19 protein-coding genes are annotated in these 25,294 nt (G+C 69.9%); 9 read left to right on the top strand and 10 right to left on the bottom strand.

The window, feature by feature from the left end; translation table 11 throughout:
* The first annotated feature begins 27 nt into the window (after nt 1-27).
* On the top strand, nt 28-1,215 hold the full coding sequence (locus tag ABTU82_RS06860) for an ROK family transcriptional regulator (protein ID WP_116648012.1): 1,188 nt from the start codon (nt 28-30) through the stop codon (nt 1,213-1,215).
* Nucleotides 1,216-1,481: 266 nt separating this feature from the next.
* On the opposite strand, the gene ABTU82_RS06855 is transcribed toward ABTU82_RS06860, so the two are convergent.
* From ABTU82_RS06855 to ABTU82_RS06840, 4 genes are all read right to left on the bottom strand, one after another.
* Entirely contained in the window at nt 1,482-2,624 is a 1,143-nt protein-coding gene (locus tag ABTU82_RS06855) for a COG1361 family protein (protein WP_407172543.1), read from the bottom strand.
* A gap of 78 nt (nt 2,625-2,702) precedes the next feature.
* A complete protein-coding gene (locus ABTU82_RS06850) occupies nt 2,703-3,971 on the bottom strand; it encodes an autotransporter outer membrane beta-barrel domain-containing protein (RefSeq protein ID WP_407172542.1) in 1,269 nt (422 codons plus the stop codon).
* A gap of 17 nt (nt 3,972-3,988) precedes the next feature.
* Nucleotides 3,989-5,011 carry a sugar phosphate isomerase/epimerase family protein gene (locus tag ABTU82_RS06845; RefSeq protein ID WP_240606915.1) on the bottom strand — a complete coding sequence of 341 codons (1,023 nt, stop codon included), beginning with the start codon at nt 5,009-5,011 and terminating at the stop codon, nt 3,989-3,991.
* 91 nt (nt 5,012-5,102) lie between these two features.
* A complete protein-coding gene (locus ABTU82_RS06840) occupies nt 5,103-8,615 on the bottom strand; it encodes a PQQ-dependent sugar dehydrogenase (protein WP_407172541.1) in 3,513 nt (1,170 codons plus the stop codon).
* Nucleotides 8,616-9,043: 428 nt separating this feature from the next.
* On the opposite strand from ABTU82_RS06840, the gene tatA reads away from it, so the two are divergent.
* From tatA to ABTU82_RS06825, 3 genes are all read left to right on the top strand, one after another.
* A complete protein-coding gene (gene tatA / locus ABTU82_RS06835) occupies nt 9,044-9,289 on the top strand; it encodes a twin-arginine translocase TatA/TatE family subunit (protein WP_116648008.1) in 246 nt (81 codons plus the stop codon).
* Between the two features lie 68 nt (nt 9,290-9,357).
* The gene (tatC, locus tag ABTU82_RS06830; protein ID WP_407173299.1) at nt 9,358-10,119 is read left to right on the top strand and encodes a twin-arginine translocase subunit TatC; all 762 of its coding nucleotides are present in this window, start codon (nt 9,358-9,360) and stop codon (nt 10,117-10,119) included.
* Complete coding sequence (locus ABTU82_RS06825) at nt 10,116-10,478, top strand: twin-arginine translocase TatA/TatE family subunit (protein ID WP_407172539.1); 363 nt, start codon at nt 10,116-10,118, stop codon at nt 10,476-10,478. The genes tatC and ABTU82_RS06825 overlap by 4 nt, the downstream gene beginning before the upstream one ends.
* Before the next feature lie 97 nt (nt 10,479-10,575).
* Here the strand turns inward: ABTU82_RS06825 and ABTU82_RS06820 are convergent, their stop codons facing one another.
* Nucleotides 10,576-11,196, bottom strand: a complete 621-nt coding sequence (locus ABTU82_RS06820; RefSeq protein WP_407172537.1) for a hypothetical protein — start codon at nt 11,194-11,196, stop codon at nt 10,576-10,578.
* Between the two features lie 3 nt (nt 11,197-11,199).
* On the bottom strand, nt 11,200-11,334 hold the full coding sequence (locus ABTU82_RS06815) for a hypothetical protein (protein ID WP_276308350.1): 135 nt from the start codon (nt 11,332-11,334) through the stop codon (nt 11,200-11,202).
* 345 nt (nt 11,335-11,679) lie between these two features.
* Between ABTU82_RS06815 and ABTU82_RS06810 the strand changes: the two genes are divergently transcribed.
* Both ABTU82_RS06810 and ABTU82_RS06805 read left to right on the top strand, forming a co-directional pair.
* Nucleotides 11,680-15,012 (top strand): 3-keto-alpha-glucoside-1,2-lyase-like domain-containing protein, encoded by a 3,333-nt coding sequence (locus ABTU82_RS06810; protein WP_407172535.1) that lies wholly within the window; start codon nt 11,680-11,682, stop codon nt 15,010-15,012.
* An 85-nt stretch (nt 15,013-15,097) separates the two neighbouring features.
* The gene (locus tag ABTU82_RS06805) at nt 15,098-17,260 is read left to right on the top strand and encodes an MMPL family transporter (protein ID WP_407172533.1); all 2,163 of its coding nucleotides are present in this window, start codon (nt 15,098-15,100) and stop codon (nt 17,258-17,260) included.
* Between the two features lie 108 nt (nt 17,261-17,368).
* Here the strand turns inward: ABTU82_RS06805 and ABTU82_RS06800 are convergent, their stop codons facing one another.
* Nucleotides 17,369-18,553: an acetyl-CoA C-acetyltransferase gene (locus ABTU82_RS06800; RefSeq protein ID WP_407172531.1), complete on the bottom strand. Its 1,185-nt coding sequence runs from the start codon at nt 18,551-18,553 to the stop codon at nt 17,369-17,371.
* Between the two features lie 125 nt (nt 18,554-18,678).
* On the opposite strand from ABTU82_RS06800, the gene lplAB reads away from it, so the two are divergent.
* The 3 genes from lplAB to ABTU82_RS06785 are packed head-to-tail and all read left to right on the top strand — an operon-like array spanning nt 18,679 to nt 21,771.
* Nucleotides 18,679-19,728 (top strand): lipoate-protein ligase LplAB, encoded by a 1,050-nt coding sequence (gene lplAB / locus ABTU82_RS06795; RefSeq protein WP_116648002.1) that lies wholly within the window; start codon nt 18,679-18,681, stop codon nt 19,726-19,728.
* Complete coding sequence (locus tag ABTU82_RS06790; RefSeq protein WP_407172529.1) at nt 19,725-20,780, top strand: DNA-methyltransferase; 1,056 nt, start codon at nt 19,725-19,727, stop codon at nt 20,778-20,780. The genes lplAB and ABTU82_RS06790 overlap by 4 nt, the downstream gene beginning before the upstream one ends.
* A 4-nt stretch (nt 20,781-20,784) precedes the next feature.
* A complete protein-coding gene (locus ABTU82_RS06785) occupies nt 20,785-21,771 on the top strand; it encodes an LLM class F420-dependent oxidoreductase (protein WP_116648001.1) in 987 nt (328 codons plus the stop codon).
* 134 nt (nt 21,772-21,905) lie between these two features.
* On the opposite strand, the gene ABTU82_RS06780 is transcribed toward ABTU82_RS06785, so the two are convergent.
* The 3 genes from ABTU82_RS06780 to galT all read right to left on the bottom strand — a co-directional run bounded on the left by ABTU82_RS06780 (nt 21,906) and on the right by galT (nt 25,258).
* Nucleotides 21,906-22,751, bottom strand: coding sequence for an NAD-dependent epimerase/dehydratase family protein (locus ABTU82_RS06780; RefSeq protein WP_407172527.1), 846 nt, complete (start codon nt 22,749-22,751; stop codon nt 21,906-21,908).
* A gap of 168 nt (nt 22,752-22,919) precedes the next feature.
* Entirely contained in the window at nt 22,920-24,086 is a 1,167-nt protein-coding gene (gene galK / locus ABTU82_RS06775; protein ID WP_407172525.1) for a galactokinase, read from the bottom strand.
* Nucleotides 24,083-25,258 carry a galactose-1-phosphate uridylyltransferase gene (galT, locus tag ABTU82_RS06770; RefSeq protein ID WP_407172523.1) on the bottom strand — a complete coding sequence of 392 codons (1,176 nt, stop codon included), beginning with the start codon at nt 25,256-25,258 and terminating at the stop codon, nt 24,083-24,085. The genes galK and galT overlap by 4 nt, the downstream gene beginning before the upstream one ends.
* Nucleotides 25,259-25,294: the final 36 nt, after the last annotated feature.

Below are 25,294 nucleotides of genomic sequence, written 5' to 3'. Positions count from 1 at the left end.
TAGTGATCTACTGAGGGCGTGGCAAGAATGACGACGGACTCCACACAGTCTGTGACAGGCGTGAGCCAGCTGTTCCAGCTGCTCCGCGACGGGGTTCCCCGCACGCGCGCAGAACTCGCGAAATCGACCGGGCTCGCCCGCTCCACGGTCGCGGTGCGGGTGGACGAGCTCATGCGCATGGGTCTGATCACTCCCGTCGCCGACGGTGTCTCCACCGGCGGACGCCCGCCGTCGCAGTTCGCCATCAACCCCGCGGCCAAGGTCGTCGTCGCCGCCGACATCGGCGCGTCGCACGCCACCGTCGCCATCACCGACCTCACCGGTCACGTGCTCGACGAGCATTCCGAGGCGCTCGACGTCGCGCTCGGCCCCGAGCCCGTTCTCACCTGGCTCATCCAGAGCGCCACCGCGCTCCTCTCCGCATCCGGCCGTACCGTCGGCGACGTCGCCGCGATCGGCATCGGTGTGCCCGGCCCCGTCGAGCACTCGACCGGCCAGCCGGTGAACCCCCCGATCATGCCCGGCTGGGACCGCTTCGACATCCCCGGCTGGATCCAACAGCACCTGCCGATGCCCGTGCCCGTGCTCGTCGACAACGACGTGAACATCATGGCTCTGGGCGAACGCGCCGTCGCCTGGCCCGGGGTCGACCACATCATGTTCGTCAAGGTCTCGACGGGCATCGGCACCGGCATCATCTCGGGCGGCGAGCTGCAGCGCGGCGCGCAGGGCATCGCCGGCGACATCGGACACGTGCAGGTCGCCCGCGGCGCGAACGTGCCCTGCCAGTGCGGCAACCGCGGCTGCCTCGAGGCGCTGGCCTCCGGTCCCGCGATCGCGCGCGCGCTGCGCGAGCAGGGCATCGACGCCCACACCGGCAGCGACGTCGTCGACCTGGTCAAGCGCGGCAATATCGACGCCATCCAGGCGGTGCGCCAGGCCGGGCGCGACATCGGCGAGGTGCTCACGACCTGCGTCAGCCTGATGAACCCCTCGATCATCGCGATCGGCGGATCCATGGCGCGGGTGGGCGAGCACCTCATCGCCGGCGTGCGGGAAGTCGTCTACACGCGTTCCACCCCGCTGGCCACCGAATACCTCTCGATCGTTCAGTCGATCGCCGCCGAGCGGGCCGCCGTGCTCGGCGCCAGCATGCTCGCGGTGGAGCACGCGCTCTCGCCCGAGGCCCTCAGCAGCGGTTTCATCTCGTCCTGAGGCGGCAGCGCCGCATCCGTCGGTCTTCGTCATCGGAGGAGATCGCGGTTTCTGAGGGGCGCGCTCGCGGTCCTCTCTAACGGTCAGCGCAGCACCGTCGTCTGCTGGGGGTGAGACGACCGGCGACCCTCGTCCTCACAAGCGGATATCTCCTCCGAAGCGGCGAGCTGAGGAGCGGGCGCGCGCCGGGTGACCCGCCGTAGACATGGTGCACCTGCGGCGCGGAGTGTCCCTCCCCGCGCCGCAGGTGTGTCTGGGGGACTCGCTCAGGGCGAGCCGGGCGTCGCGCCGCTGCCGGCGGGCACGGGGGCCGTGCCGTCGGTCGACTCGGCCGTGGCGAGCTCGGCCTTCGCGGCGGCGACGGCCTCGTCGATCGCGCGCTGGTGCTGCGCCTTGGCGCTCTTGTGCGCGCGGATCCGCCAGTAGACGAGCGCGGCGACGACCAGGAGGATCGCCAGCATCGTCCAGGGGACCGCGGCGGTGGCGGCCGATCCGTTCGAGACGAGGGGCTCCGGGAGGACCGCGTCGGTCGTGATGCCGGGGGAGACGACCGTCGACGTCGCGGTGACCTCCGCGGTGAGCAGCGCCAGCGGCGGCACGGAGGCGAGTTCGACGGTGCGCTCGATGGAGCTGCGGGGGAGCAGGTCGGGGACCTCTTCGGCGGCGGTGACAGGGGCCCACCCGAACGGGCCGGCGACAGATACGTTCACGTCGGGCGAGAGGCGGGTGTTGCCGTCGTTGACGAGCGTGTAGGTGACCGTGGCTGCTCCGCCGGCGATCGGGTTCGCAGTGCCGTGGTAATCGACCGAGACGTTCGTCACGGACAGTGCGGGCGCGAGGTCGCCCAGGACGCGGAGGTGGATGCGGGAGCCGAGGCGCCGCTCGGTGATCGTGCCGTCGTCGCCCGTCACGAGCATGGAGGCGACGACCCCGGCGGCGTAGTCGCCCGGTGAGGCGTCGGCGGGAACGGCGACGGTGAAGGGGATCTCGACCGTCTGGCCGCTGGCGAGCGCCAGCTGGGGGACGTCGATGTCGACCCAGCTGCCGAGCTCTGTGGAGGGCTCGCCGCCGGCGAGGATGTCGAGGGTTCCGTCGGCGGTGAGGAATCCGTCGGCCGCGTAGACGCCGAGGTCGATCGGATCGACGCTGCGATTCGTGACGATGAGGGCGTCGCCGACGGTGCCGCCGGGGGTGAGTTCGTAGGCGAAGTTGGGGCGGCCGGTGCCCTGTGCGGTATCGGCCGGGCGGACGCTCCACGACACGGTCGTCTCGTACGACGGGTCGGCGGTGGTCTGCGCGAAGGCGGCGGCGCCGGGGGCGGTCAGGGCCAGGAGGAGGCCGAAGACGACCGCGAGGAAGCCGCGGTGCCGTCGAGGGAGGGGGGAGGGGGACAGGGTCGCCTGGGACATGGCGGGGGCTCGCTTTCGAAAAAGGGATCCCGCCCCGGCCGACGACTCGACGTCGCCGACCGGGGCGGGAGGGGGTGATCAGCCGAGGACAGTCAGCGTGACCGTTGCGGTGTAGGTGCCGCGGGGGGTGTCGAGCGGAAGCTTGAGCTCGAGGTCGGCGCCGACGAGCGACGAGCCGCGGGTGTGACCTGCGTCCGCCTGTGCCAGCGTGCGTGCCGCGGACAGTCCGTCGCCGCTGTCGAAGCCCGAGGGGACAGCGGGGCCGGCAACGGCTCCACCCTCGGATTCGAAGACCTCGGGCATCCAGCCGAGGTACTTGCTCGAGACGGCCGCGCCGCCCGCGGTGAAGTCCGAGACCTGCGCGGTGATCGACCACGCCGGGTTGTCGCGACGCGTGTCCTGGATGCGGATCGGCACGATCTCGCCGTCGGCGAAGTAGTGGTCGAGACGTTCCTCGGCCACACCGAGGTCGACCAGGTTGGACGTGCCCTCGAGCGACCAGGTCAGCTCGCCGTCGCCCTGCTCGGGAACGGTGACCGCGATCGACTGGTCGCCGTCGGCCTGCCCGGGCGCCTCGCCCGTGTAGTCGCCCGTGACCGAACCGGCGAGGACGCCGGTGCCGAAGGCCGCTGCGGGGGTGTTGCCGTCGAGGGCGATGCCGCCGTACACCGTCGTCGAGGCGACCCGGAGGTTCGCCGTGTTGCCGGTGAGCGAGAGGCCGCCTCCGATGGTGTTGCCGAACGAGTCGGCCACGCCGTCGGCGTCGGCACCGATGAGCACGTCGCGCGAGCTGCCGCTCACCGAGACACCGCCCTTGACGATGGCGCCGAAGACCGAGACGCCGAAGTCGGAGCCGTCGATCGAGACGTCGCCGTCCACCGAGGTGCGGAGGAGGTCGACGTACGTGGCCGCCAGGGTGTTCAGCGAACCGGTGACGGTGCTGTCGGTGACCTCGACGTCGATGCCGCCGGCTTCGACCGACCCGCCGACCGCGAGGTCGTTGAGGTAGAGGAAGCCGCCGCGGGTGTCGGCCGAATAGGCGACGATGTCGCCGGCGACGCTGGTGCCGTCGATCGACACGCCGTAGGCGTCGGTGGCGATGACGTCACCGGTCACGGTGACCGACGTGGCGTCGAGCCAGCCGTCCTCCTCGACGATGATGTCGCCCTCGACCGTGCCGCCGCCGATGACGCAGTCGACGCCGGCCGGGACGGTCAGGGTGCCCGTGACGGTCTGGCTGCCCAGGTCGCCGGAGCAGGTCAGGTCGGCCGCGTAGGCGGGGACGGCGACGAGGCTGCCCCCGACGACGACGAGCGCGACCGTGGACGCTTTGATCAGGTTTCTCATGTGATGTCCTTGGTCTCTCAGCCGCGCAGCGCGGCGATCTTGTCGTAGCTGCGGTCGGCGTTGGCGAGCGAGTTGCCTCCCGGGTTCAGCGGGACGGTGGAGGCGTTGTCCTGCTCGAACACGCCGTAGCGCTGACCGCGGTCGCGGAGCACCGACAGGAACGCCGTGTAGTCGATGTTCCCGGCGCCGAACTCGACGATGTCGTAGCCGTTGGTGCTGGCCGTGTTGGTCTTGCCGTCCTTGAGGTGGAGGATCGGGAAGCGCCGCGGGTCGCGCTTGATGTAGTCGATCGGCTCGACGCCGGGGTAGAGGTACTTGCCCACGTGCGCCCAGTAGACGTCCATCTCGAAGAACACCAGGTCGGGGTCGAAGCCGTCCCAGAGCAGGTCGTAGACGCGCTCATTCGTGTCGGTCGTGAAGTTCCACTCTTGGGCGTGGTTGTGGGCGTAGAGCTTGATACCGGCGGCCTTCGCCTTGGCGCCCATCGCGTTCCATGCTGCGATCGCGGTGGTCCACTGCTCCTTCGGGAGCGGCCCGCCGTATCCTCCGGCGATGGGCCCGCCCTGGCCGAGGTGCGGCATGCCGATCACGTTCGCGATCTCCAGCTGCGCGTCGATGTTGCCCGCGTTCAGGTTGACATGGGCGCCGACGGCGCGCAGGCCGTTGTCGTCGAGCAGCTGACGGATCTGAGCCGGCGTGATGGCGCCGTTCTGGCCCTGGGTGTACCCGGCGAACTCGACTTCCGAGTAGCCGATGTTGGCGAGCTCCTCGAACACGGCACGGAAGCCCAGCGAGCTGACCTTGTCGCGGATCGTGTAGAGCTGGATGCCGATGCGGTTGACGGGCACGAGGCGCTTGCCGGCGGTGACGGTCGGGAGGGCGGCCTTCGTGCCGAAGGCGGATGCTGCGGAGGCGGCCGGTGCGGCCGCGGCACCGATGCCGACGGCGACCGACGATGCGGCCAGTGCCTTCAGCAGGGTCCGACGGCTCATCGGCTGGGCCGACACCGTCGGGTGCGCGTGATCGTGGTGGTGACTCATGACTCTCCTTCGAGGTGGGTCCGCCCGGTGGGCCCGGGGGCGGCCGGGGTGGTGAGGGGTCGCACCGGGAGTGCGACCCCTCACCGAGTTGTTACTTCTTGACGGTCAGGCTGGCTGTCGCCGTGCTCTTGGCGATGCCGGTCGAGCCGTCGTACGCCGCCTGCACCTGGTAGGTGCCGACCGTGCTGAGCTTCGGCAGCGTCACGGCGACGTCACCTTCCGCGTTCAGCGTGCCGTTGACCGTCGCGACGACCGCGCCGTTTCGACGCACCGTGACCGTGGCGGTTCCCGACGGGACGATGCCCGTCGACGACTCCACCGAGATGGTCGCGGTGGCTGCCACGGCGGGCTTCACCGGGTTCGGCGCGACGACGACCTCGGTCGTCGAGCGTGCCTGCGACACGATGAGGCGGCCCGTCCCCGCGGAGGTCTTGAAGACCTCGTCGGCTCCGTAGGTGGCACGCAGGGTGTGCGTACCGACCGGGAGATCCTGCGGGAGCGTGATGGTCGCCTTGCCCTCGGCATCGAGCGTTCCGCGTCCGACCTCGGTCGTGCCCACGGAGAGCACGACCTCACCGGTGGGAACGCCGCCTTCGCCGGTGACCGCCACGACCACGTCGCCCGGGGCGCCGTAGGTGGCGCGCGGCGAGCCGAGCGTCACGAGCGTCCGGGAGTCGACCGTCGGCTCGTTCGGAGCGTCGAGATCGATCGTGAACGACACCGAGCCCACCTGCGACACGTTGCCGCCGGCGTCGGTCGCCCGGTAGCGGAGGTCGTAGACACCGTTCGCCGAGAACGTCGCACCGTACTGCTGGTTCGCGCTGAGGGTGGTCCACGTCGCACCGTTGTCGCGCGAGTACTGCACGCTCTGGAGGGCGCCGTTGTCGACCGGCCGGAGCGAGAAACGCACCGGCACGTTGTACACGCCGCCGACACCGGCAGGTGCTGCCGGGGCGAGGGTGTGCGTCACCGTGGGAGGCGTCACGTCGGCAGCGCCGGCGCCGACCATCTTCACCGAGTCGACCGCGAGCTCGTCCGTCGAGGTGACGAACAGGGCGCCCGATCCTTCGGGAGCGTCGAACGTGATCGAGACGTCCTGCCAGCCGGAGCCGCCGGGGATCGTCGCGGTCGCGAACGGTGCCGCGTCGGCAGCGCCCCAGCGCAGCTGGACCTCGCCGCCGCCGTTGGCGCGCACGACTGCTCCGTCGATGCCCGAGAAGTTCACGGGATCGTACTTGAGGAAGTCGCCCGAACCCAGGCCGCGGATGGCGTTGCCGCCCGAGGCCCCCGAGTCGGCGTAGGTGACGACGCCCTGGCGCTGGATGGCGTGCTCGGCCTGCTGCGTCTTCGGGTTGAGGCGGATCGATGCCTCGCCCGTCGCCGGCGGGAGGCCGTTCGCGCCCTTGTCGGTGTACGTCACCACGACGGCGCCGTACAGCAGCGCGCCGGGCCCGTGCTCTGGCGAGTTCGGGTCGGTGCGGAACGATCCCGTGCATCCCGTGCCCGAGGACTCGGGGTGGGCGTGCTCGTCGTGTCCGAGACCGTACGTCCACGCGACCTTGGTGCAGTCGGTCGCGGTGCCGTCCTCAGCATCCGCCGTCGTGATCTTGAACGGAACCGCCTGGCCCCAGTCGAAGAACGCGCCGTTGCCGGGGAACTCGATGGTGACCTCGGGTGCCTGGTTGCCGACGGAGATCGTCTGCGACGTGAGGCTGAACTTGCCCTGCGGGTCGGAGACGCGCAGACGTGCGGTGTAGTTCGCGATGGTCGTGTAGGTGTACGACGTGGTCACGCCGGTGGCGTCGAACGTGCCGTCGCCGTCGAAGTCCCACTCGTAGGTGAGTGCTTCACCCTCGGGGTCGGTGGATCCCGATGCGTCGAACTGCACCGTGAGCGGAGCGGACGACGACGAACGCGGGGTCGCCGTGTAGCGCGCCTGGGGCGACTTGTTGCCCGCGACGTAGTCGATCCGGTACAGGCCGGCATCCGGGTTCGCCCGGAAGTAGCCGTCTCCGTACTCGAGCACGTACATCGATCCGTCGGGACCGATCTCCATGTCGGTGGGGTTGTCGTGGATCGGCTGACCGTTGGAGCTCAGGGCGGCATTGGGGAGGAAGTCCTCGATGGCCCCGACCGTGAAGTCGTCCCAGTTCACGGAGAACGCCGCGATGTAATCCTGAGACCACTCGCCCATGAACGCCTTGCCGTCCCAGTGCTGCGGCAGCTTGGTGGTCGAGGGGTTCGACTCGTCGTAGTGGTAGACGGGTCCGCCCATCGGCGCCTGGCCCGAGCCGGTGCCGAAGTTCACGAGCTCGTCGCGCGGCTGGTCACCCGGGTTGTCGCCGTAGTAGAGCGTTGCCGCCCGTGCGGCGGGGAGCTCGGTGAGACCGGTGTTCCATCGGGAGTCGTTGACCAGGTTCTCGGGGTCGAAGAACGCCCCGGGGGTCGCGGTGGCGAAGTCCCAGTCGTTGTAGGCGAAGTTGTCGGCGTGGACGTAGGGCCACCCGGCGTTGTGCGGCTCGTCGAGACCGACGACGTTCCACTCGACGTAACCCATGGGGCCGCGGCCCGCGCCGGCCGCGACGGCCTTGGAGGCGTCGGGGCCGTAGTCGCCCCAGCTGAGGGAGTTCGTCTCGGGGTCGACCTCGATGCGGAACGGGTTGCGCACACCCATCACGAAGATCTCGGGACGGGTCAGCTCGGTTCCCGGGGCGAACAGGTTGCCCTCGGGGATCGTGTACGTGCCGTCGGGCTCCACGTGGATGCGGAGGATCTTGCCGCGCAGGTCGTTGGTGTTGCCGGCGCCGCGACGGGAGTCGAACCCGGGGTTCATTCCGGGCGCGTCGTTGTTCGGCGCGAAGCCGTTCGAACCCGGGGTGCTCGCCGGGGTGTTGTCACCCGTGGAGAGGTAGAGGTTGCCGTCGGCGTCGAAGTCGATATCGGCCCCGACGTGGCAGCACTGGCCGCGCTGCACCTCGACGTCGAGGATCTTCTGCTCGCTGGCGATGTCGAGACTGGAGCCGTTCCAGGTGAAGCGGGAGAGGCGGTTCACGCCCACCCACCGATCCCAGTACGACTCGTCGGCTCCTGCGGGCAGGCTGTTGGGCGCGTTGCCCACCGGGGTGTCGGCGACTCCGTCGCCGTCGGCGTCGATGGGCGAGTAGACCAGGTAGACCCAGTTGTTGTTCTCGAAATCGGGGTCGAGTGCGACGGTCTGAAGGCCGTCCTCGGAGTTGATGTAGACGGGGATCGTGTTGACCGTCTTCGTGACACCGGTGGCGGGGTCTGTCAGACGCAGATCGCCGTTACGAGCGGTGTGGAGCACCTTCTTGTCGGGCATCACCGCGAGGTCGATGGGCTCGCCGACGTTCTTCGTCAGCAGCACCTTCTCGTAGTTCGACCAGTCGAGCGCTGCTGCGGTGTCATCGGGGGTCGTGACGGGGGGAGTGGTGCCTGGTTCTTCCGTGACGGGCGGGTGGTCATCGCCCTCATGGGCGTACGCGGGCAGAGCGCCCGCACCCAGGGCCGTCAGCGCGAGGGCGCCGATGGCGAAAGAGGCTACGGCGCGCTGGCGCCGGCTCTGCCGCCGGGAAATAAGATTCATCGTGAAACAGCTCCTGTTTTGCGAGTTCGAGTTGTTTTCACCGGGTCGTCACCAGCCGGTCCAACGGCTTCGCGTGGCGACCCGGGCCTAAGCCCGCGCGGAGTCCTCCGCGCGCCATGTCCTCCACTCCTCGTCGAGTTGGGGCAGGCCGGGCCGCGGGACGCAGCGAAACGAACCGTGGGGCCTGCGGGGGGTCGAGCGCTCGGTCCGTCTATGAGCGAGCTGCTCAGTCGTCATCATGACGGATGTTCCAACAGCGGTCAATCAAAAGGTGACGAATAACCGGTAACAAGACTCTCATCTACTCGTATCTTGTAAATGTCCGTCGTCGCGCATAGCATCGGGCCCGTTGCCGTCGGAGCCTCCCAACGCTCCGTCGCCGTCTCGATCTTTCGGGCGATGTCGCCCGCAGCCCAAAGGAGGGCCCCATGCTTCACGGACTGACCGGATGGCATCTGCTCATCGTTCTCGCCGTCATCCTTCTCCTCTTCGGCGCGGCCAAACTGCCGGCGCTCGCGAAGAGCGTCGGGCAGTCCGCCCGCGTCTTCAAGGGTGAGATGAAGGCGATGAAGTCGGAGGATGAGAGCGTCGCGGCCGCACCTGCGCCTGCGCCTGGAGTGGCGGCGGCCCCGCACGCCGCCTCCGACGCCGGCGACCGCGCGTCGACGCGCTGAGATAAGAGGTGTCCGCGCCCCTGCGGGCGTCGGCCGCCGAGAAGAAGGCGCACCGCCGCGATCGGCGCATGTCGCTGGGCGGCCATCTGGTCGAACTGCGCAAGCGGCTCATGATCGCCGCGTTCGCCCTCGTGCTCGGGATGGTCGGCGCCTTCATCTTCACCGACGCCGTGATCCACCTCATCACCGAACCGATCCGCGTCGTCGCGGCATCGCGGGGCGATGACTTCGCCGTCTTGAACTTCGACACTGTGACGAGCGGGTTCGATCTGCGCATGCGGATCGCCTTCGCCATCGGCATCCTCGCCTCGGCGCCCATCTGGCTGTGGCAGATCTGGGCGTTCATCATGCCCGGGCTGAGCCGGTCGGAGGTCCGTTACACCGTCGGCTTCCTCGCCGCCGCGATCCCGCTCTTCTTCGCGGGCTGCGCCTCGGGTCTGGCGATCGTTCCGCACATCGTCGAGCTCATGGCCACCTTCGTGCCCGAGCAGGGAGCTCAGTTCTATACGGCGTCCTTCTACTACGACTTCGTGTTCAAGCTCCTGATCGTCGTCGGAGTCGCGTACGTGCTGCCGGTGTTCCTCGTCGCTCTGAACCTCGCCGGCGTGATGAGCGGGCGTGAGATCCTTCGCGGCTGGCGCATCGCCATCCTCGTGGCCACGCTCTTCGCGGCCCTGGCCACACCCGCAGCCGATGTCATCTCGATGCTGATGCTGGCGGGAGTGCTGAGTGCTCTCTTCTTCGCGGCAGTGGGGGTCTCGCTGATCCTCGATCGCCGGAAGGCGAAGGCGCTGCCCGTCGTGCCCGATCGTTCGGAGCTCGAGGCATGACCTTCGGCCTGACGTTCGAGAAGCTCATCCTGATCGGGTTCCTCGCCGCGATGCTCATCGGTCCCGCTCGACTGCCCGTCTACGCGGCAGGCCTTCGCCGTGTCGTCGACCGCGCCACGGTGTTCGCGCGATCCGCCGAGGGCCGCCTCCGAGAGGAGCTCGGACCCGAGTTCACCGACAGCGATTGGCGTCAGCTCGATCCCCGTCGCTTCGACCCGCGTCGCATCGTGCGCGAAGCCCTCATCGCCGAGACGGAGGCGCCGTCGGCGGCGGAGGGTCGGGATCGGGGCGTCGCGGCGGTGCCGGTGGAGCCGACGGCGGGTCGGCGGGCCGTCGGCCAGGGCGAGACGCGGGCCTGAGTCGACGCATCCGTCAGATCAGGAGCGCGGAGGTCGGCCGGAACGACGAAGGGCGGGACGAGATCGTCTCGCCCCGCCCTTCACCGTGTGGTGCGTGTCAGCCCTCGAAGAGCGACAGCGTGATCGTCGCGGCGTAGCTGCCGGGGGCGACCGTGCCGGGGGTGCGCAGCGTCAGCTCGGCGTTGGCGGAGTAGGAGCCGGGCGCGGCCGCGGCGGCGTTGTCGGCCAGGGCGAGCAGCTCTTGGTCGTCGCCGAACCCGGAGCCGAACGGTGCGCCGGGGAGCACTTCGTCGCCCTCGCTGACGAGCGCGGGGTCGCCCGCGGTGATCGCCGGAGCCCAGCCGAAGGCGTCGGCCGCGAGGATGTCGGGCTGGTCGGCGTCACCGGTGAAGTCGGTGATCGAGCCGAGCACGTACCAGAACGCCTCGGGATCGACGTCGTCGGCGAGGCGGGTATCGGTGACCGTGACCGTCGGGAGCGTCCCGGTGAAGACCCGGTCGGTTCCGATCGAATCCGTCTCGGTGAGGGCGGCGGACTCGCCGGCCACGGTCAGGGCGAGGGCTCCCGGTTCAGCGTTCGGTTCGATCTCGACGCTGACGTCGACGGAGTCCTCGGTCGCGGCGATGGCTGCACCGGAGCCGAGGGCGGTGAGGATGCCGATGCCGAGCGCGGCGACGCCGATGCGTGCGCCCAGCCCGTTGCGGGTGGAGGTCATCATGGTTCAGCTCCGTTCTGCGGTCGTCGCGACGACGGCCCGCGAGGGTGCGACCGACGGGTCGGCCGCGATGTGTTCGATGGGCGGGGCAGCGGTGCGCAGCCCGGTGAACGGGATGCCGACCGTCGAGACGGTGGGCATCGATGACGAAATCGTCTCGTGGCCGCGCTGTCACGAAGGTCGGTGTACTCGGGTTCGATGTGACAGTAGTCGGCGGACTGACAACCGTCAAGCAGAAGTTGCCGGAATGGCATCAAATGTTCTTCTGGTCGCGGAATGCCGAAAACACAGGTCTCGATCCGCCTCTGAGCGAAGGATCGTCGTCTGCAGGTCCTCGGTCCGACCTCGCACCTGGGAGCGAAACACCATTCACCTGACAGGTTTTGTAGACAACTCGGCAAAAGTTGCCTACGATGACGACGCCCGTTCTCGCCGCTGTTGTCTCGGCACTCGCGCGCGGGGCGGCAATGACCCAAAGGAGCAAAGATGCCCGAATCTGCTGTCTTGTCCGGCACTCGCCGGCGCAGCACTCGCCGAGCGGCGAGATCCCTGATCGCGGTGGCGCTCGGCAGCGTGCTGGTCGCCGCCGGCGCGATCGTTCCCGCCTCCGCGGCGGACCTGCCTCGCCAGGACCAGGGTGTGACGCTGCGGACCTACTACACCCCGCCCCTCACCCAGCTCTGCACGCTGAAGTCCGGCCAGACCCCGAACGTCGACAAGCTGATGTCGAACATCAACTACTCGACCGACGAGGACTTCGGCGGCAACGACAACTTCATCTCCCACGTGACGGCGAACCTCACCGTCGAGACCCCCGGGGCCTACACGTTCCGCCTGAGCAGCGACGACGGATCGCGCATGACGCTCGACGGCAAGCTGCTGATCGACAACGACGGCCTGCACGGCACCGAAGCGGTCGAGGGCACCACCACCCTCGACGTCGGCGTCCACGACCTCTTCGTCGAGATGTTCGAGGCCACGAACGGCCAGGCGCTGAAGCTCGAATGGAAGGTCCCCGGGACGTCTTCGTTCGTTCTCGTGCCCACCAGCGCTCTGAGCACGGAGGCAGGCGTCGTGCGGGTGACCGCCCCCGGCACCAAGTACTGCGAGGGCAGCACCGACTCCGCCGGAGACGGTCTGCGCCTCGACGCGGTCAACCCCAACTACTCCCTCGTCAACCTGCGCCCGGAGGGCTTCACCCCGAAGGTCTCGGGCCTGGCGTTCCTCGGCGACAAGCTGGCCGTCCTCACCACCGGTTCGGTCAACTCGGGCGGCTGGGACACGTCGAAGCCCGGCGAGGTGTACCTCCTCGACGGCGTCCAGACGGCCGCCGGCCCCCAGGACGTGACCTACAAGAAGGTCGCCGACGGACTGCTCAACCCCATGGGCATCGATGTGATCGACGACAAGATCTACGTCTCGGAGCGCTACCAGCTCACCGAGCTCAGCGACCCCGACGGTGACGGCCTCTTCGACGCCAAGCGGAAGGTCGCCGAGTACCCCTCCGGCAACAACTTCCACGAGTTCGCGTTCGGCCTCATCCACGACGACGAGAACTTCTACGTGAACCTCTCGGTCGCCATCAACAACGGCGGGGCCACCACCAACCCGCAGCCGGCGAAGAACCGCGGCACGTCGGTCGCGATCAACCGCACCACGGGGGAGCTCACCTATATCGCCGGTGGACTGCGCACGCCCAACGGCGTCGCCTTCGGCCCCGAGAACGAGCTGTTCGCGATGGACAACCAGGGCGCATGGCTTCCGTCCAACAAGCTGGTGAACATCAAGCCGGGTCGCTTCTTCAACCACTTCACCACCGACATCGACGGCAAGCCGGGCCTGTTCGACGACCAGCCCGTCACCCAGCCCGTCGTCTGGATCCCGCAGAACGAGATCGGCAACTCCCCGAGCACGCCGATCATGCTCAAGGACGGTCCTTTCGCCGGCCAGATGATGTTCGGCGACGTGACCTACGGCGGTCTGCAGCGCGCCTTCCTCGAGAAGGTCGACGGTGAGTTCCAGGGTGCGGTGTTCCGTCACTCCGCCGGGTTCGAGGTCGGGGTCAACCGCGTCATCGAGGGCCCGGACAAGTCGCTCTACATCGGCGGCACCGGCGAGGGCGGCAACTGGGGTGAGGCGGGCAAGCTCACCTACGGCCTCCAGAAGCTGGTTCCGAACACGACCCCGAGCGCGTTCGACATGACCTCGATGAAGGTCGTCGAAGGCGGATTCCAGATCGAGTACACCGAGCCCATCTCGGACGAGACGGTCGCCAACATCTCGAAGGCCTACCAGGCCAAGCAGTGGCGCTACCTGCCCACCTCCACCTACGGCGGACCCAAGCTCGACGAGGAGGTGCTGAGCGTCTCCGGCGCCCAGGTCTCCGACGACAAGCGCACGGTCACGCTGCAGATCGAGGGACTGAAGCAGGACCGCGTGGTCTACATCCGTTCGCCGCGTCCGTTCGAGGCGGCCTCGGGCAACGACCTGTGGAGCACCGAGGCCTGGTACACGCTGAACTCGCTGCCGGGCTACGTCTCGCCGGCCGACCGCGGCTGGTACGAGGCCGAGGAGGCGACGCTCACCGGCGGCGCCAAGGTCGACTGGGAGCACAGCGGATACTCCGGTGCCGGTTTCGCCGGCGGCATGTGGAACGCGGGATCGGCCTTCACGTTCACCGTGGACTCCGAGACGGCGGGCAACTTCCCCGTGAACGTGCGGTACTCGAACGGGCCCAACCCCGCACCCGGGGCGAAGGACGTCGGTCTCTACGTCAACGGCACCAAGGTCGACAACTGGACGTTCCCGTCGACCGGTGACTGGAAGACCTGGAGCACGATCACCCGCAACCTCGACCTCGTCGCGGGGGCGAACAGCATCGCCCTCAAGTACGAGACGGGTAACAAGGGAAACATCAACGTCGACGTCCTGTCGATCGGCTCGGCCACCGACATCTGCGCCCCGGCACAGATCGAAGACGGCTACCGCGGCATGTTCGACGGTACGCTCGCGAGCCTCGACGACTGGCGCATGGCCGGACCCGGTGGGTTCGGACGCCAGGACGACTGCAGCATCCGTGGTGAAGGCGGCCTGGGTCTGCTGTGGAACCGCGCCGAGCAGCTGACCGACTACAGCCTGAAGCTGGACTGGAAGCTCGTCGCCGACCACAACGGTGGCGTGTTCGTCGGGTTCCCGAACCCGGGCAACGACCCGTGGGTCGCGGTGAACCAGGGGTACGAGATCCAGATCGACGCGACGGATGCGGCGGATCGCACCACGGGCGCGATCTACACCTTCCAGGGCGCGAACGCGGAGGCCGTCGAGGCGTCGCTGAACCCCGTCGGTTCGTGGAACGGCTACGAGATCGTCGTGAAGGGGAAGAACATCAAGATCTACCTCAACGGCACCCTCGTGAACGACTTCACGAGCACGGATCCGAACCGCCTTCTCGAGGACCGCTTCATCGGCGTCCAGAACCACGGCGGCGGTGAGGCGGTGTCGTACCGCAACATCCGCGTCAAGGATCTGACCGCTCCGGCGCCCCTGTCGGTGAGCGCGACCAGCGAGGTCCGCTGCATCGCCGGGAAGGGATCGCTGACGGTTCGTGCCACGAACTCCGATACGGTTCCTGTGGACGTCACGCTGACGTCCGCGTACGGCGAGAAGGTCGTCAAGGCGGTGAAGCCCGGCGCCACGGTGGCTCACACCTTCACCACCCGCCAGGCCTCCGTCCCGGCAGGATCGGCGACGGTCGCAGCGACAGGCGACAGCAGGACCGGCGAGGCGACGACCGCCTACGCCGCGAAGAGCTGCCGCTAGGCGCAGAGAACCTCGCCCTCCGGTGGCGGACCTCGTGTCCGCCACCGGAGGGTCTCCTTTTGCCCCGTCAGTCCGGGAGGACCCCATGCTCGCCACCCTCGGCCGCGCCACCGTTCGGCGCCGTTTCCTCTTCCTGGGCGTGTGGGGTCTCCTCATCGTCATCGGGGCGGTCTTCGCCGGTGACGTCTTCGATCGGATGACGTCGGTCGACGACGCACCCGCCGGCGCCGAGTCGCTGATCGCCCAGGAGCGCCTGGACCAGCTGGACCCCGAAGGAGAGCTCGTCACGGCCGTGATCGCGGGGGAGGACTTCTTCTCTCCCGCGCTGCGCGAGAGCGCGACGTCGGTGCTGACCGGCATCCGGGAGGTTCCGGGAGTGGTCGACGTCTCCGACGCCTACACCTCCGGTGGCGCGATCGGAGATGACGGTCGATCGTCGCTCGTGGTGGTCGAAATCGACCGCGCACTCGAGGGGGAGGCCGCCCTCGCGGTGGCTGCGGAGGTCTCCGAGCGTCTCCACACGATCGCCGCCCCCGAGGTGCTCGTCGGAGGGCAGCTGCTCGCCGAGCAGGCCTTCGTCGATCGCGCCCTCACCGACGCCGCGATCGGCGAGGGGATCGCCATCGTCGTCCTGCTCGTCGTCCTCGTCATCGTGCTGGGCGGCTTCCGCGTCGGCATCCTGCCCATCGTGGTCGCTCTGGCGTCCATCGTGGTGACGCTCCTGGTGCTCGGGGCCGTGGTCGCGGTCATGCCCGTCAACGAGTTCGCGGTCAACATCGTCACGATCCTGGGTCTGGGCCTGGCAGTGGATTACAGCCTGCTCGTGATCATGCGCTTCCGCGAGGAGCGGCAGAACGACCCCGATGCGCCGCTCGAGCTCCTGATGACCCGCACGGTGGCCTCCGCCGGCAGGGCCGTCCTCATCTCGGGTCTCGCCGTGTTCATCGCCCTCGTCGGCGTGCTCCTCCTGGGTGACCCCCTGCTGTCGGGTATGGCGCTGGGCGGCGCGATCGTGGTGGTGTTGTCCACCGCGGCGGGTCTCACGCTGCTTCCGCCGGCGCTCGCCGTGGTGCACCGGCACCTTCCGGCCCGGGGGGTCCGCACGTGGGCGCGGCCGTGGTCGCGCCCGGACGCGTCGGCGTCGCGGGGCTGGCTCGCACGCTCCGCCGGTCTCGCCCAGCGTCGGCCGGTCGCGGTCGTCATCGGCGCCGTTGTCGTCCTCCTCGCCATGGCCGCCCCCCTCTCCTCCCTCGCACTCGACAGCTCCGACATCCGCTCGTTGCCGCCGGCGGCCGAGGAGCGCCGCGCCTACGAGGCGACGACGACGGGCTTCGCCGGGTTCGGCGTCGAGCCGGTGACGGTCGTCGTCGACGGCGCGGTCGGCGACCCCGCCGTCGTCGCCGTCCTCGACCGCATCGCCGCGTCGCCCGATGTCGCCGACGCCGATCTCGTCGCCGACCTTCCGGGGGACGTCACCGCCGTCGATTTCACCCCGGTCGGCGACAGCGCGACGAGCGCGGCCGCGCAACGCCTGGTGCACGAGGCGCGGGCGGTCGACACCGACCTGACCGTGCAGGTGACCGGCCCCGCGGCGGCCCTCGTCGACACGCAGGAGCATCTGCTGCAGCGCATCCCGCTCGCCGTCGGCGTCGTCGCCGTGGCCAGCTTCGCGCTGCTGTTCGCCCTGACCCGGTCGGTCATCGTTCCGGTGAAGGCGCTGCTTCTCAGCATCCTCACCATGACGGCGACGCTGGGCGTGCTCGTCATGATCTTCCAGTGGGGCTGGGGGAGTGCGCTCCTCGGGTTCGAGCCGGTGGGCACCCTCGACGTGACCACGCCGCTGTTCATCGGGCTCCTCGCGTTCGGACTCACGATGGACTACGAGGTCTTCCTGCTCGCGCGCATCCGCGAGAGGTGGGTCGAGCGCGACCCCGCCGTCGATCCCCGCGAGGCGAACGCCGAGGCCGTGAGGTACGGGATCACGCAGACCGGCCCCGTGGTGACCACCGCCGCTCTGGCGATCTGCATCGTGTTCCTGGGCTTCGCGGTTGGCGAGCTCGTCGCGATGAAGGAGATCGGCATCGGGATGCTGGTGGCCGTGCTCTTGGACGTGACGCTCATCCGCGGGCTGCTGCTGCCGGCGGCCATGACGCTCCTCGGCCGCGGGAACTGGTGGCCGTCCGCCGGTGCCCGCAGGCATGATCCCGATGCGCGCGTCATCCGCGTACCGGAACCCGCCAAGATGTGACCCTCCCCCCTCCCACCCACGTCGAAAGCCCAGAACACCCGGAGCACGCGGGATGCGCGTCCGGGTGTTCTGGGCTCTCGGGGGCCGAGCGGATGCGGCGGGGCTCCGCTACCGCGTGAGGATGAGGGCGTCGCCCTGGCCGCCCCCGCCGCAGAGGGCGACGGCGGCGGTGCCCGAGCCGCGACGGACGAGCTCGTGCACGGCGTGCACCACGAGGCGGTTGCCCGATGCGCCGATCGGGTGACCGATCGCGATCCCGCCGCCGTGGATGTTCACGACGTCGTCGGAGAGACCGAGCTCGGCCTGAGAGCGCGCGACGACGGCGCCGAACGCCTCGTTGATCTCGACGACGTCGAGGTCGGCGGCGACGATGCCCTGCCTCGCCATCGCCGCCTCGATGGCACGCGCGGGCTGTTCGTGCAGGGAGTTGTCGGGACCGGCCACCTGCCCGTGGGCGCCGACGACGGCCAGGACCGGCCAGCCGTTCTCGGCCGCGTGCGAGCGGGTCGTCAGCACGACCGCCGACGCCCCGTCGGAGATCGGGGAGGAGTTGCCGGCGGTGAGCGACCCGCCGGCGGCGAAGGCGGGGCGCAGGCCCGCGAGCGTCTCGACGGTGGTCTCGGGGCGGATGCCCTCGTCGCGCGACACGACGACCGGGGCGCCCTTGCGCTGCGGCACCTCGACGACGGCGATCTCCGCGTCGAACACTCCGGCCTCCTGCGCCGCGGCCGCACGCTGGTGCGAGCGGGCGGCGACAGCATCCTGAGCCTCGCGGCTCACGGCGAACCGCTCGTTCGCGCGCTCGGTGGAGGCGCCCATGCTCTCGTTGTCGGTCGCGTCGGTGAGCCCGTCGTGCGCCATGTGGTCGAGAGCCTCGACCGACCCGTAGGCCCACCCCTCGCGCGAGCCCATCAGCAGGTGCGGCGCGCGGCTCATCGACTCCATGCCGGCCGCGACCACCACCTTCGCGTCTCCGGCGTCGATCATGCGTTTGGCGTCGATCACGGCGGTGAGCCCCGACAGGCACACCTTGTTGATCGTCGCGGCGTGGACGCCCCAGGGGATGCCGGCCCCCCGCGCCGCCTGGCGGGCAGGATTCTGCCCCGCTCCCGCCTGCAGTACCTGGCCGGCGAGTACGGCGTCGACCGCGTCGGCGGGCACGGAGCCGCGTTCGAGCGCCGCGCGTATCGCGATCGAGCCGAGCTCGGTGGCGGAGAGCGAAGACAGCTGCCCTTTCAGGCGCCCCTGCGGGGTGCGAGCGGCGGAAACGAGAACGACGTCGTCCGTGGTCATGCGTTCACCCTAAGCGCGTCGGCGACGATGAGGGCGGGCTCCGTCGCCGCCACGACCTCGTCGACCGAGAGAGCCCTCCGTCCCGCCCGCTGACGTCCCCGCCGCCGGGTGCGTAGGCTCTCCCTATGCACGGCGAATACAAGGTACCCGGCGGCAAGCTCGTCGTCGTCGACCTCGACAACGTCAACGGCCGCATCTCGGGGTTCCACCTCGCAGGCGACTTCTTCCTCGAGCCCGACTCCGCGCTCGACGACATCGACGCGGCGGTGAACGGCCTCGCCGTCGAGTCCGACGTACCGACGATCGCCGCCGCGATCCGCGCGGCGTTGCCCGAGGGCGCTCAGCTGCTCGGCTTCACGCCGGAGTCGGTCGCCACGGCCGTACGCCGCGCGCTCATCACCGCCCCGGGGTGGAAGGACTTCGAGTGGGAGGTGCTGCACGACAAGCCCGTCTCGCCGCGCATGAATCTCGCCCTCGATGAGGTGCTCACCACTCGCGTCGGCGACGGCCGACGCCGGCCCAGCCTGCGCCTGTGGGAGTGGGACGAGAGCGCCGTCGTCATCGGTTCGTTCCAGTCGTATCGCAACGAGGTCGACCCGGCGGCCGCCGCCCGCCATGGCTTCGACGTCGTGCGACGGATCTCGGGTGGCGGGGCGATGCTCATGGCCGCGAACTCGATCGTGACGTACTCGCTCTACGTGCCGGCCTCGCTCGTCGCCGGCATGACCTTCGCCGACTCCTACGCGTTCCTCGACGACTGGGTGCTGCAGGCGTTGCAGTCGCTCGGCATCGACGCGACCTACCAACCGCTCAACGACATCGCCGGGCCCCACGGCAAGATCGGCGGTGCCGCGCAGAAGCGACTCGCCAACGGTGGTGTCCTGCACCACGCGACCCTCAGCTACGACATGGACGGCCAGACGCTGACCGAGGTGCTGCGGATCGGCCGCGAGAAGCTCAGCGACAAGGGCACGGTCTCGGCCGCCAAGCGGGTCGATCCGCTGCGCAGCCAAACCGGCCTTCCGCGCGAGCAGATCATCGACCGCTTCATCTCGACCTTCTCCACCCTGTACGGAGCCGTTCCCGGCCGTATCAGCGACGAGGAGTACGCCGAGGCCGAGGCGCTCGTGGCATCGAAGTTCTCGAGCGACGCCTGGCTGCACCGGGTGCCGTGACCTCCGGCGCCGCCCTCCCCGGATCGGTGCAGATCTACTCGGGAGACAACCTCGCCGCCGCCGCGGCCCTGGCCGACGGTGCCTTCACGCTGGTCTACCTCGACCCGCCCTTCAACACCGGGCGCACGCGCGAGCGCGCGGTCGAGACCGCCCGCACGTGGGCGCCGGCACCCACCCCCGACGAGGCTGCGCCCGGTACGGCTGCGGCTGCGCCCGGTACGGCTGCGGCGTCGTCTGCAGTCACAACTCAGGATGAACCCGGGGCGGCAGCGGCAGAGACCGCGGAATCACGCGAGCCCGACGCCGAGGTCGCAGCATCCGTCCTGAGTACGGGCGAGGATGCCGCGCAGACCATCGTGTGGCGCGGGTTCCACGGGCGCGAGTACGAGCGGCTGCGCGGAGATCTGCGGGCCTACGACGACCGGTTCGACGACTACTGGGGGTTTCTCGAGCCGCGGCTGGTCGAGGCATGGCGGCTGCTCGCCGACGACGGCACCCTCTACCTCCACCTCGACTACCGCGAGGCGCACTACGCCAAGGTGCTGATGGATGCCCTGTTCGGGCGCGAACGGTTTCTGAACGAACTGATCTGGGCCTACGACTACGGGGCGAAGACCCGCCGCCGGTGGCCGACGAAGCACGACACGATCCTCGTCTACGTGAAGAACCCGCAGCGCTACCACTTCGACTCCGAATCGGTCGACCGCGAGCCCTACATGGCGCCGGGTCTCGTCACCGCCGAGAAGGTGGCGCGGGGCAAGCTCCCCACCGACGTGTGGTGGCACACGATCGTGCCGACGACCGGGCGCGAGAAGACCGGTTATCCGACGCAGAAGCCGGAGGGCATCCTCCGACGCATCGTGCAGGCGTCGAGCCGCGAGGGCGATCACGTGCTCGACCTCTTCGCCGGCAGCGGCACCACCGGGGCGGTCGCCGCGGCCCTCGGCCGGCACGCGGTGCTCGTCGACGACAATCCCGCCGCCGTCGCGGTCATGCGCGAGCGGATGCCGCACGCGACCGTGGTCGAGGTCGCCTCCGCCCCCGTAGCCTGAGTCCATGCGATTCGGACTCTTCATTCCCCAGGGCTGGCGCTTCGACCTCGTCGACATCGCCCCCGCCGACCACTGGCGCGTCATGGCCTCTCTCGCGCAGGACGCCGACGAGGGTCCGTGGGAGTCGCTGTGGGTGTACGACCACTTCCACACGACCCCCGTGCCGAGCGAGGAAGCCACGCACGAAGCGTGGACGCTCATGTCGGCGTTCGCCGCCTCGACCGACCGCATCCGCCTCGGTCAGATGTGCACGTGCATGGGCTACCGCAACCCGGCCTACCTGGCCAAGGTCGCCGCGACCGTCGACCTGATCTCGGGCGGGCGCGCCGAGATGGGCATCGGCGGCGGCTGGTACGAGCACGAGTGGCGGGCGTACGGTTACGGCTTCCCGCCGATCGCCGAGCGGCTCGGGCGTCTCCGCGAGGGCGTGGAGATCATGCACCAGGCGTGGACGACCGGTTCGGCGACCCTCGACGGCACCTACTACCAGGCGGACGGTGCGATCGTCCGGCCGCTCCCGCTGCAGGAGGGTGGCATCCCGCTCTGGATCGCCGGTGGCGGCGAGAAGGTCACGCTCAAGATCGCGGCCAAGTACGCCTCGTATACGAACTTCGGCAGCTCGATCGAGGAGTTCGCCCACAAGTCCGAGGTGTTGCGCGGTCACACCGACGCGCTCGGCCGCGACTTCGACGAGATCACCCGATCGACGAACTTCAACACGATCGTCGCTGCGACCGAGGCGGAAGCGTCCGATCGGCTCGACGCGGTCATCGCCCGCCTGACGCCCCACGTCGGAGCCGAGCGGGCCGCGCAGATGGAACGCGACTACCGCGAGTCGCCCGCGTTCGGCACCCCCGAGCAGATCGTCGAGCGTCTCTCCGAACGGGCCGCCGCGGGCCTCGGCTACGCCATCCACTACTTCCCCGAGGCGGCCTACGACCGCTCCGGTGTGGACCTCTTCGAGCGCGAGGTCGTGCCGGCGCTGCGCTGAGCGCGCCTCGCGTCGGGGCGCAGCATCCGCTCCACACGCAACTGCTCGAATCCACACCCCGCGGCTGCGCGGGCGTGTGGGTTCGAGCGGGAGAGTGGTGATCGGATGCGGCGGAGCCGCCCCGGCATCCGGGGTCAGCGGGGGTCGCGCCAGGAGTGCTGCGGGGCGTAGCCGAGGAGGCGACGTGCCTTGTCGATCGACAGCAGGGTGTCGTGGTCGCCGAACTCGCCGCGCAGCTCCACCCCGGGGAACACCTCGGCGATGAGCTCGGTGTTCGGGCGATCCATCACGGTGTCGGCTGCGGCGATGTTGAAGCGGTCGAATCCGGGCGGGGCGACCTCGAGCGCACGCTCGACCGCCTGGGCGCCGTCGCGGGCATCGATGTAGCCCCACAGGTTCCACTTGCGGGTCGTCGCATCGGCGTCGAACGACGGGAACTCGTCGTAGTCGTCGGGCACCATGACGTTGGAGAAGCGCAGCGCGGTGATCGACAGCTGCGGGTTCCAGCGCACGAGCTCGATCGCGAGCTGCTCCTCGAGGTGCTTCACGAGGGAGTACACCGATTCCGGGCGAGCCGGGTACTCCTCGTCGACGGGGATGTACGGCGGTGGCACGTCGAACGGCAGCCCCAGCACCGTCTCGCTCGAGGCGTACACGATCCGGTCGATGCCGAGCCGGACGGCCGCCCAGAACACGTTGAAGCTCGCGGTGATGTTGTTGTGGAACGTCGCGATGTCGGAGCGGATACCGGGTGCCGGGATCGCCCCGAGGTGCACGAGCGCATCGACCCCGTCGTGCTGGTCGCCCACGCCGGCGAGGGCATCGATCACCTGCCCGTAGTCGGTGAGGTCGACCTGGACGAACCCCGGTCCGCGGGTGCCGACCACGTCGAGGCCGATCACCTCGTGCCCGTGCTCCCGCAGTTCGCGGGCGACGACCGTGCCCAATTTTCCCGATGATCCCGTCAGTGCGATACGCATGGCTCCACAGTGGCACGCCGCCCCTCGGTGCGGGGCCCGCTTGCGCTCGACGCCGCGGACCGACCATGCGTCGACGAACGGATGCTGCGGCGCTCACGCCCGCCGGAGGCTGTCGCAGACGCGATCCCGCCGAACGCGGCGGCATCCTCGGAGCGTCGAGAGACCGGGTCAGGCGTCGCGCCGGGCGCCCTCCGAGGCGGCGACGGTGAACAGGTGCGGGGCGGTGTAGCCCGCGGCGGTGAAGGCGCGCTCGACCGCGGCCGCAGCATCCGCGATCTTCTCGCGCGGCAGAAGTGCGATCGCCGACCCACCGAACCCGCCGCCGGTCATCCGCGCGCCGAGGGCGCCGGCCTCGAGCGCCGTGTCGACGGCGAGGTCGAGCTCGGGCACCGAGATCTCGAAGTCGTCTCGCATCGACGCGTGCGACGCCGTCAGCAGCTCGCCGATCGCCGTCGGTCCGTCTGCGCGCAGGGTCGCCACCGTGTCGAGGACGCGCTGGTTCTCGGTCACGATGTGACGCACTCGGCGGAAGGTCTCGTCGTCGAGGATCTCGCGTGCGCGGTCGAGGTCGGCGACCGAGACGTCGCGCAGCCAGGTGACGCCGAGCGCGGCGGCGCCCGCTTCGCACGACGCGCGACGCTCGCGGTACCCGCCCGACGAGTGCGCGTGCTCGACGCGGGTGTCGACGACGAGGATCTCGAGCCCTGCCGCGTCGAACCCGAGGTCGACGGACTCGGCCTCGAGCGTGCGGCAGTCGAGGAAGGTCGCCGCATCCGGGCGGCCGAGCATCGACGCCATCTGGTCCATGATGCCGGTGGGAGCCCCGACCGCGTCGTTCTCGGCGATCCGCCCGACGCGGGCGAGCGCGACGAGGTCGAGGCCCGCGCCCCACACGTCGTTGAGGGCCGAGGCGACCGAGCTCTCGATGGCCGCCGACGACGACAGTCCGGCGCCGATGGGCACGTCGGACGCGATGGCGATGTCGACACCGCGCGCGATGCCCGCGGTCGACGCGGCGCGCAGCGCCCACGCGACGCCCAGCGGGTAGGCGGCCCACCCGAGTCCGCCGGCGTCGATCGCCGCGTCGAGCTCGGAGAGCGCGACCTCGACGGGTTCGTCGGCGAACGTGCTGGCGACCCGGATGACGTCGTCGTCGCGCACCGCGAGGGCCGCGGCCGTGCGGTGTCCGATCGCGAACGGCAGCACGAAGCCCTCGTTGTAGTCGGTGTGCTCACCGATGAGGTTGACGCGGCCCGGAGCCGACCACACCCCCTCGGGAGCGCGATCGGTGAGGGTGGCCAGCAGGGCGGATGCTGCGGAGAGCGACACGGTCATGCGGACACCTCGGGAACGGATGCGATGGCCGCGCGGATGCGCTCGGCCTGGGACTCGGGGGTGACGTCGGCGATCCACGCACCCATGGCCGATTCGCTGCCGGCGAGGAACTTGAGCTTGTCGGCCGCGCGCCGCGGCGACGTCAGCTGCAGGTGCAGGCGGATGCCGTCGCGACCGACACGCACGGGCGCCTGGTGCCAGGCGGCGATGTAGGGGGTCGGGGTGTCGTAGAGAGCGTCGATGCCGCGGAGCAGCCGCAGGTAGAGCGGGGCGAGTTCGTCGCGCTCGGCGTCGCTGGTCGCGGCGAGGTCGGGGATGTGGCGGTGGGGGAGCAGATGCACCTCGATCGGCCAGCGCGCGGCGAACGGCACGAACGCCGTCCAATGCTCGCCCCGCACGACCACGCGTTCGGACGCCTGCTCCGACTCGAGGATGCGGGCGAACAGGTCGCCGCCGACCTTCTCGACGGCCTCGAGCTGACGGCGCGTGCGCGGGGTGACGTAGGGGTAGGAGTAGATCTGGCCGTGCGGGTGCGCGAGGGTGACGCCGATCTGCTCGCCGCGGTTCTCGAACGGGAACACCTGCTCGATGCCCGGGAGCGCCGACAGCGCGGCGGTGCGGTCGGCCCACGCCTCGATGACGGTGCGGGCACGGACGACGCCCAGTGAGCCGAACGACCCTTCGTGGGCCGGGCTGAAGCACACGACCTCGCAGCGGCCGACCGAGGTGCGGCTGCGTCCGAGGCCGAGCTCGACGAGGTCGTCGTCGCCGGCCGGAGCATCGTCTCCGGCGGGGGCGTCGCCGGTGGCCTGCGCGAGCGCGGGGCCGAAGGAGGGCGACTTGTTCTCGAACACGGCGACGTCGTAGAGCGAGGGGATCTCCGACGGGTTGGTCGGCGTCTGCGGTGCCAGCGGGTCGAGGTTCGCCGGCGGAAGGAACGCACGGTTCTGCCGGGCGGAGGCGATCGAGATCCAGTCGCCGGTGAGCACGTCCTGCCGCATCGTCGCCGTCGCCGGCCTCGGGTCGAGGGTGCGCTCGTCGATCGCGCGATCGGGGCCCAGGGCAGTGCCCGGGTCGTCGAAGTAGATGAGCTCCCGACCGTCGGCGAGGCGGGTGGAGCGCTTCGCGACTCCCCCGCCGAGGGGGACCGCGTCGATGCGTTGCGTGTTCACGATAACACGCTAGCCTGCGCGCGTGATATCGTCAAC

The organism is Microbacterium deferens (genome assembly GCF_045517775.1).
In the GTDB taxonomy this organism is placed as follows: domain Bacteria; phylum Actinomycetota; class Actinomycetes; order Actinomycetales; family Microbacteriaceae; genus Microbacterium.
This window is presented reverse-complemented; position numbering and strand designations above follow the sequence as displayed.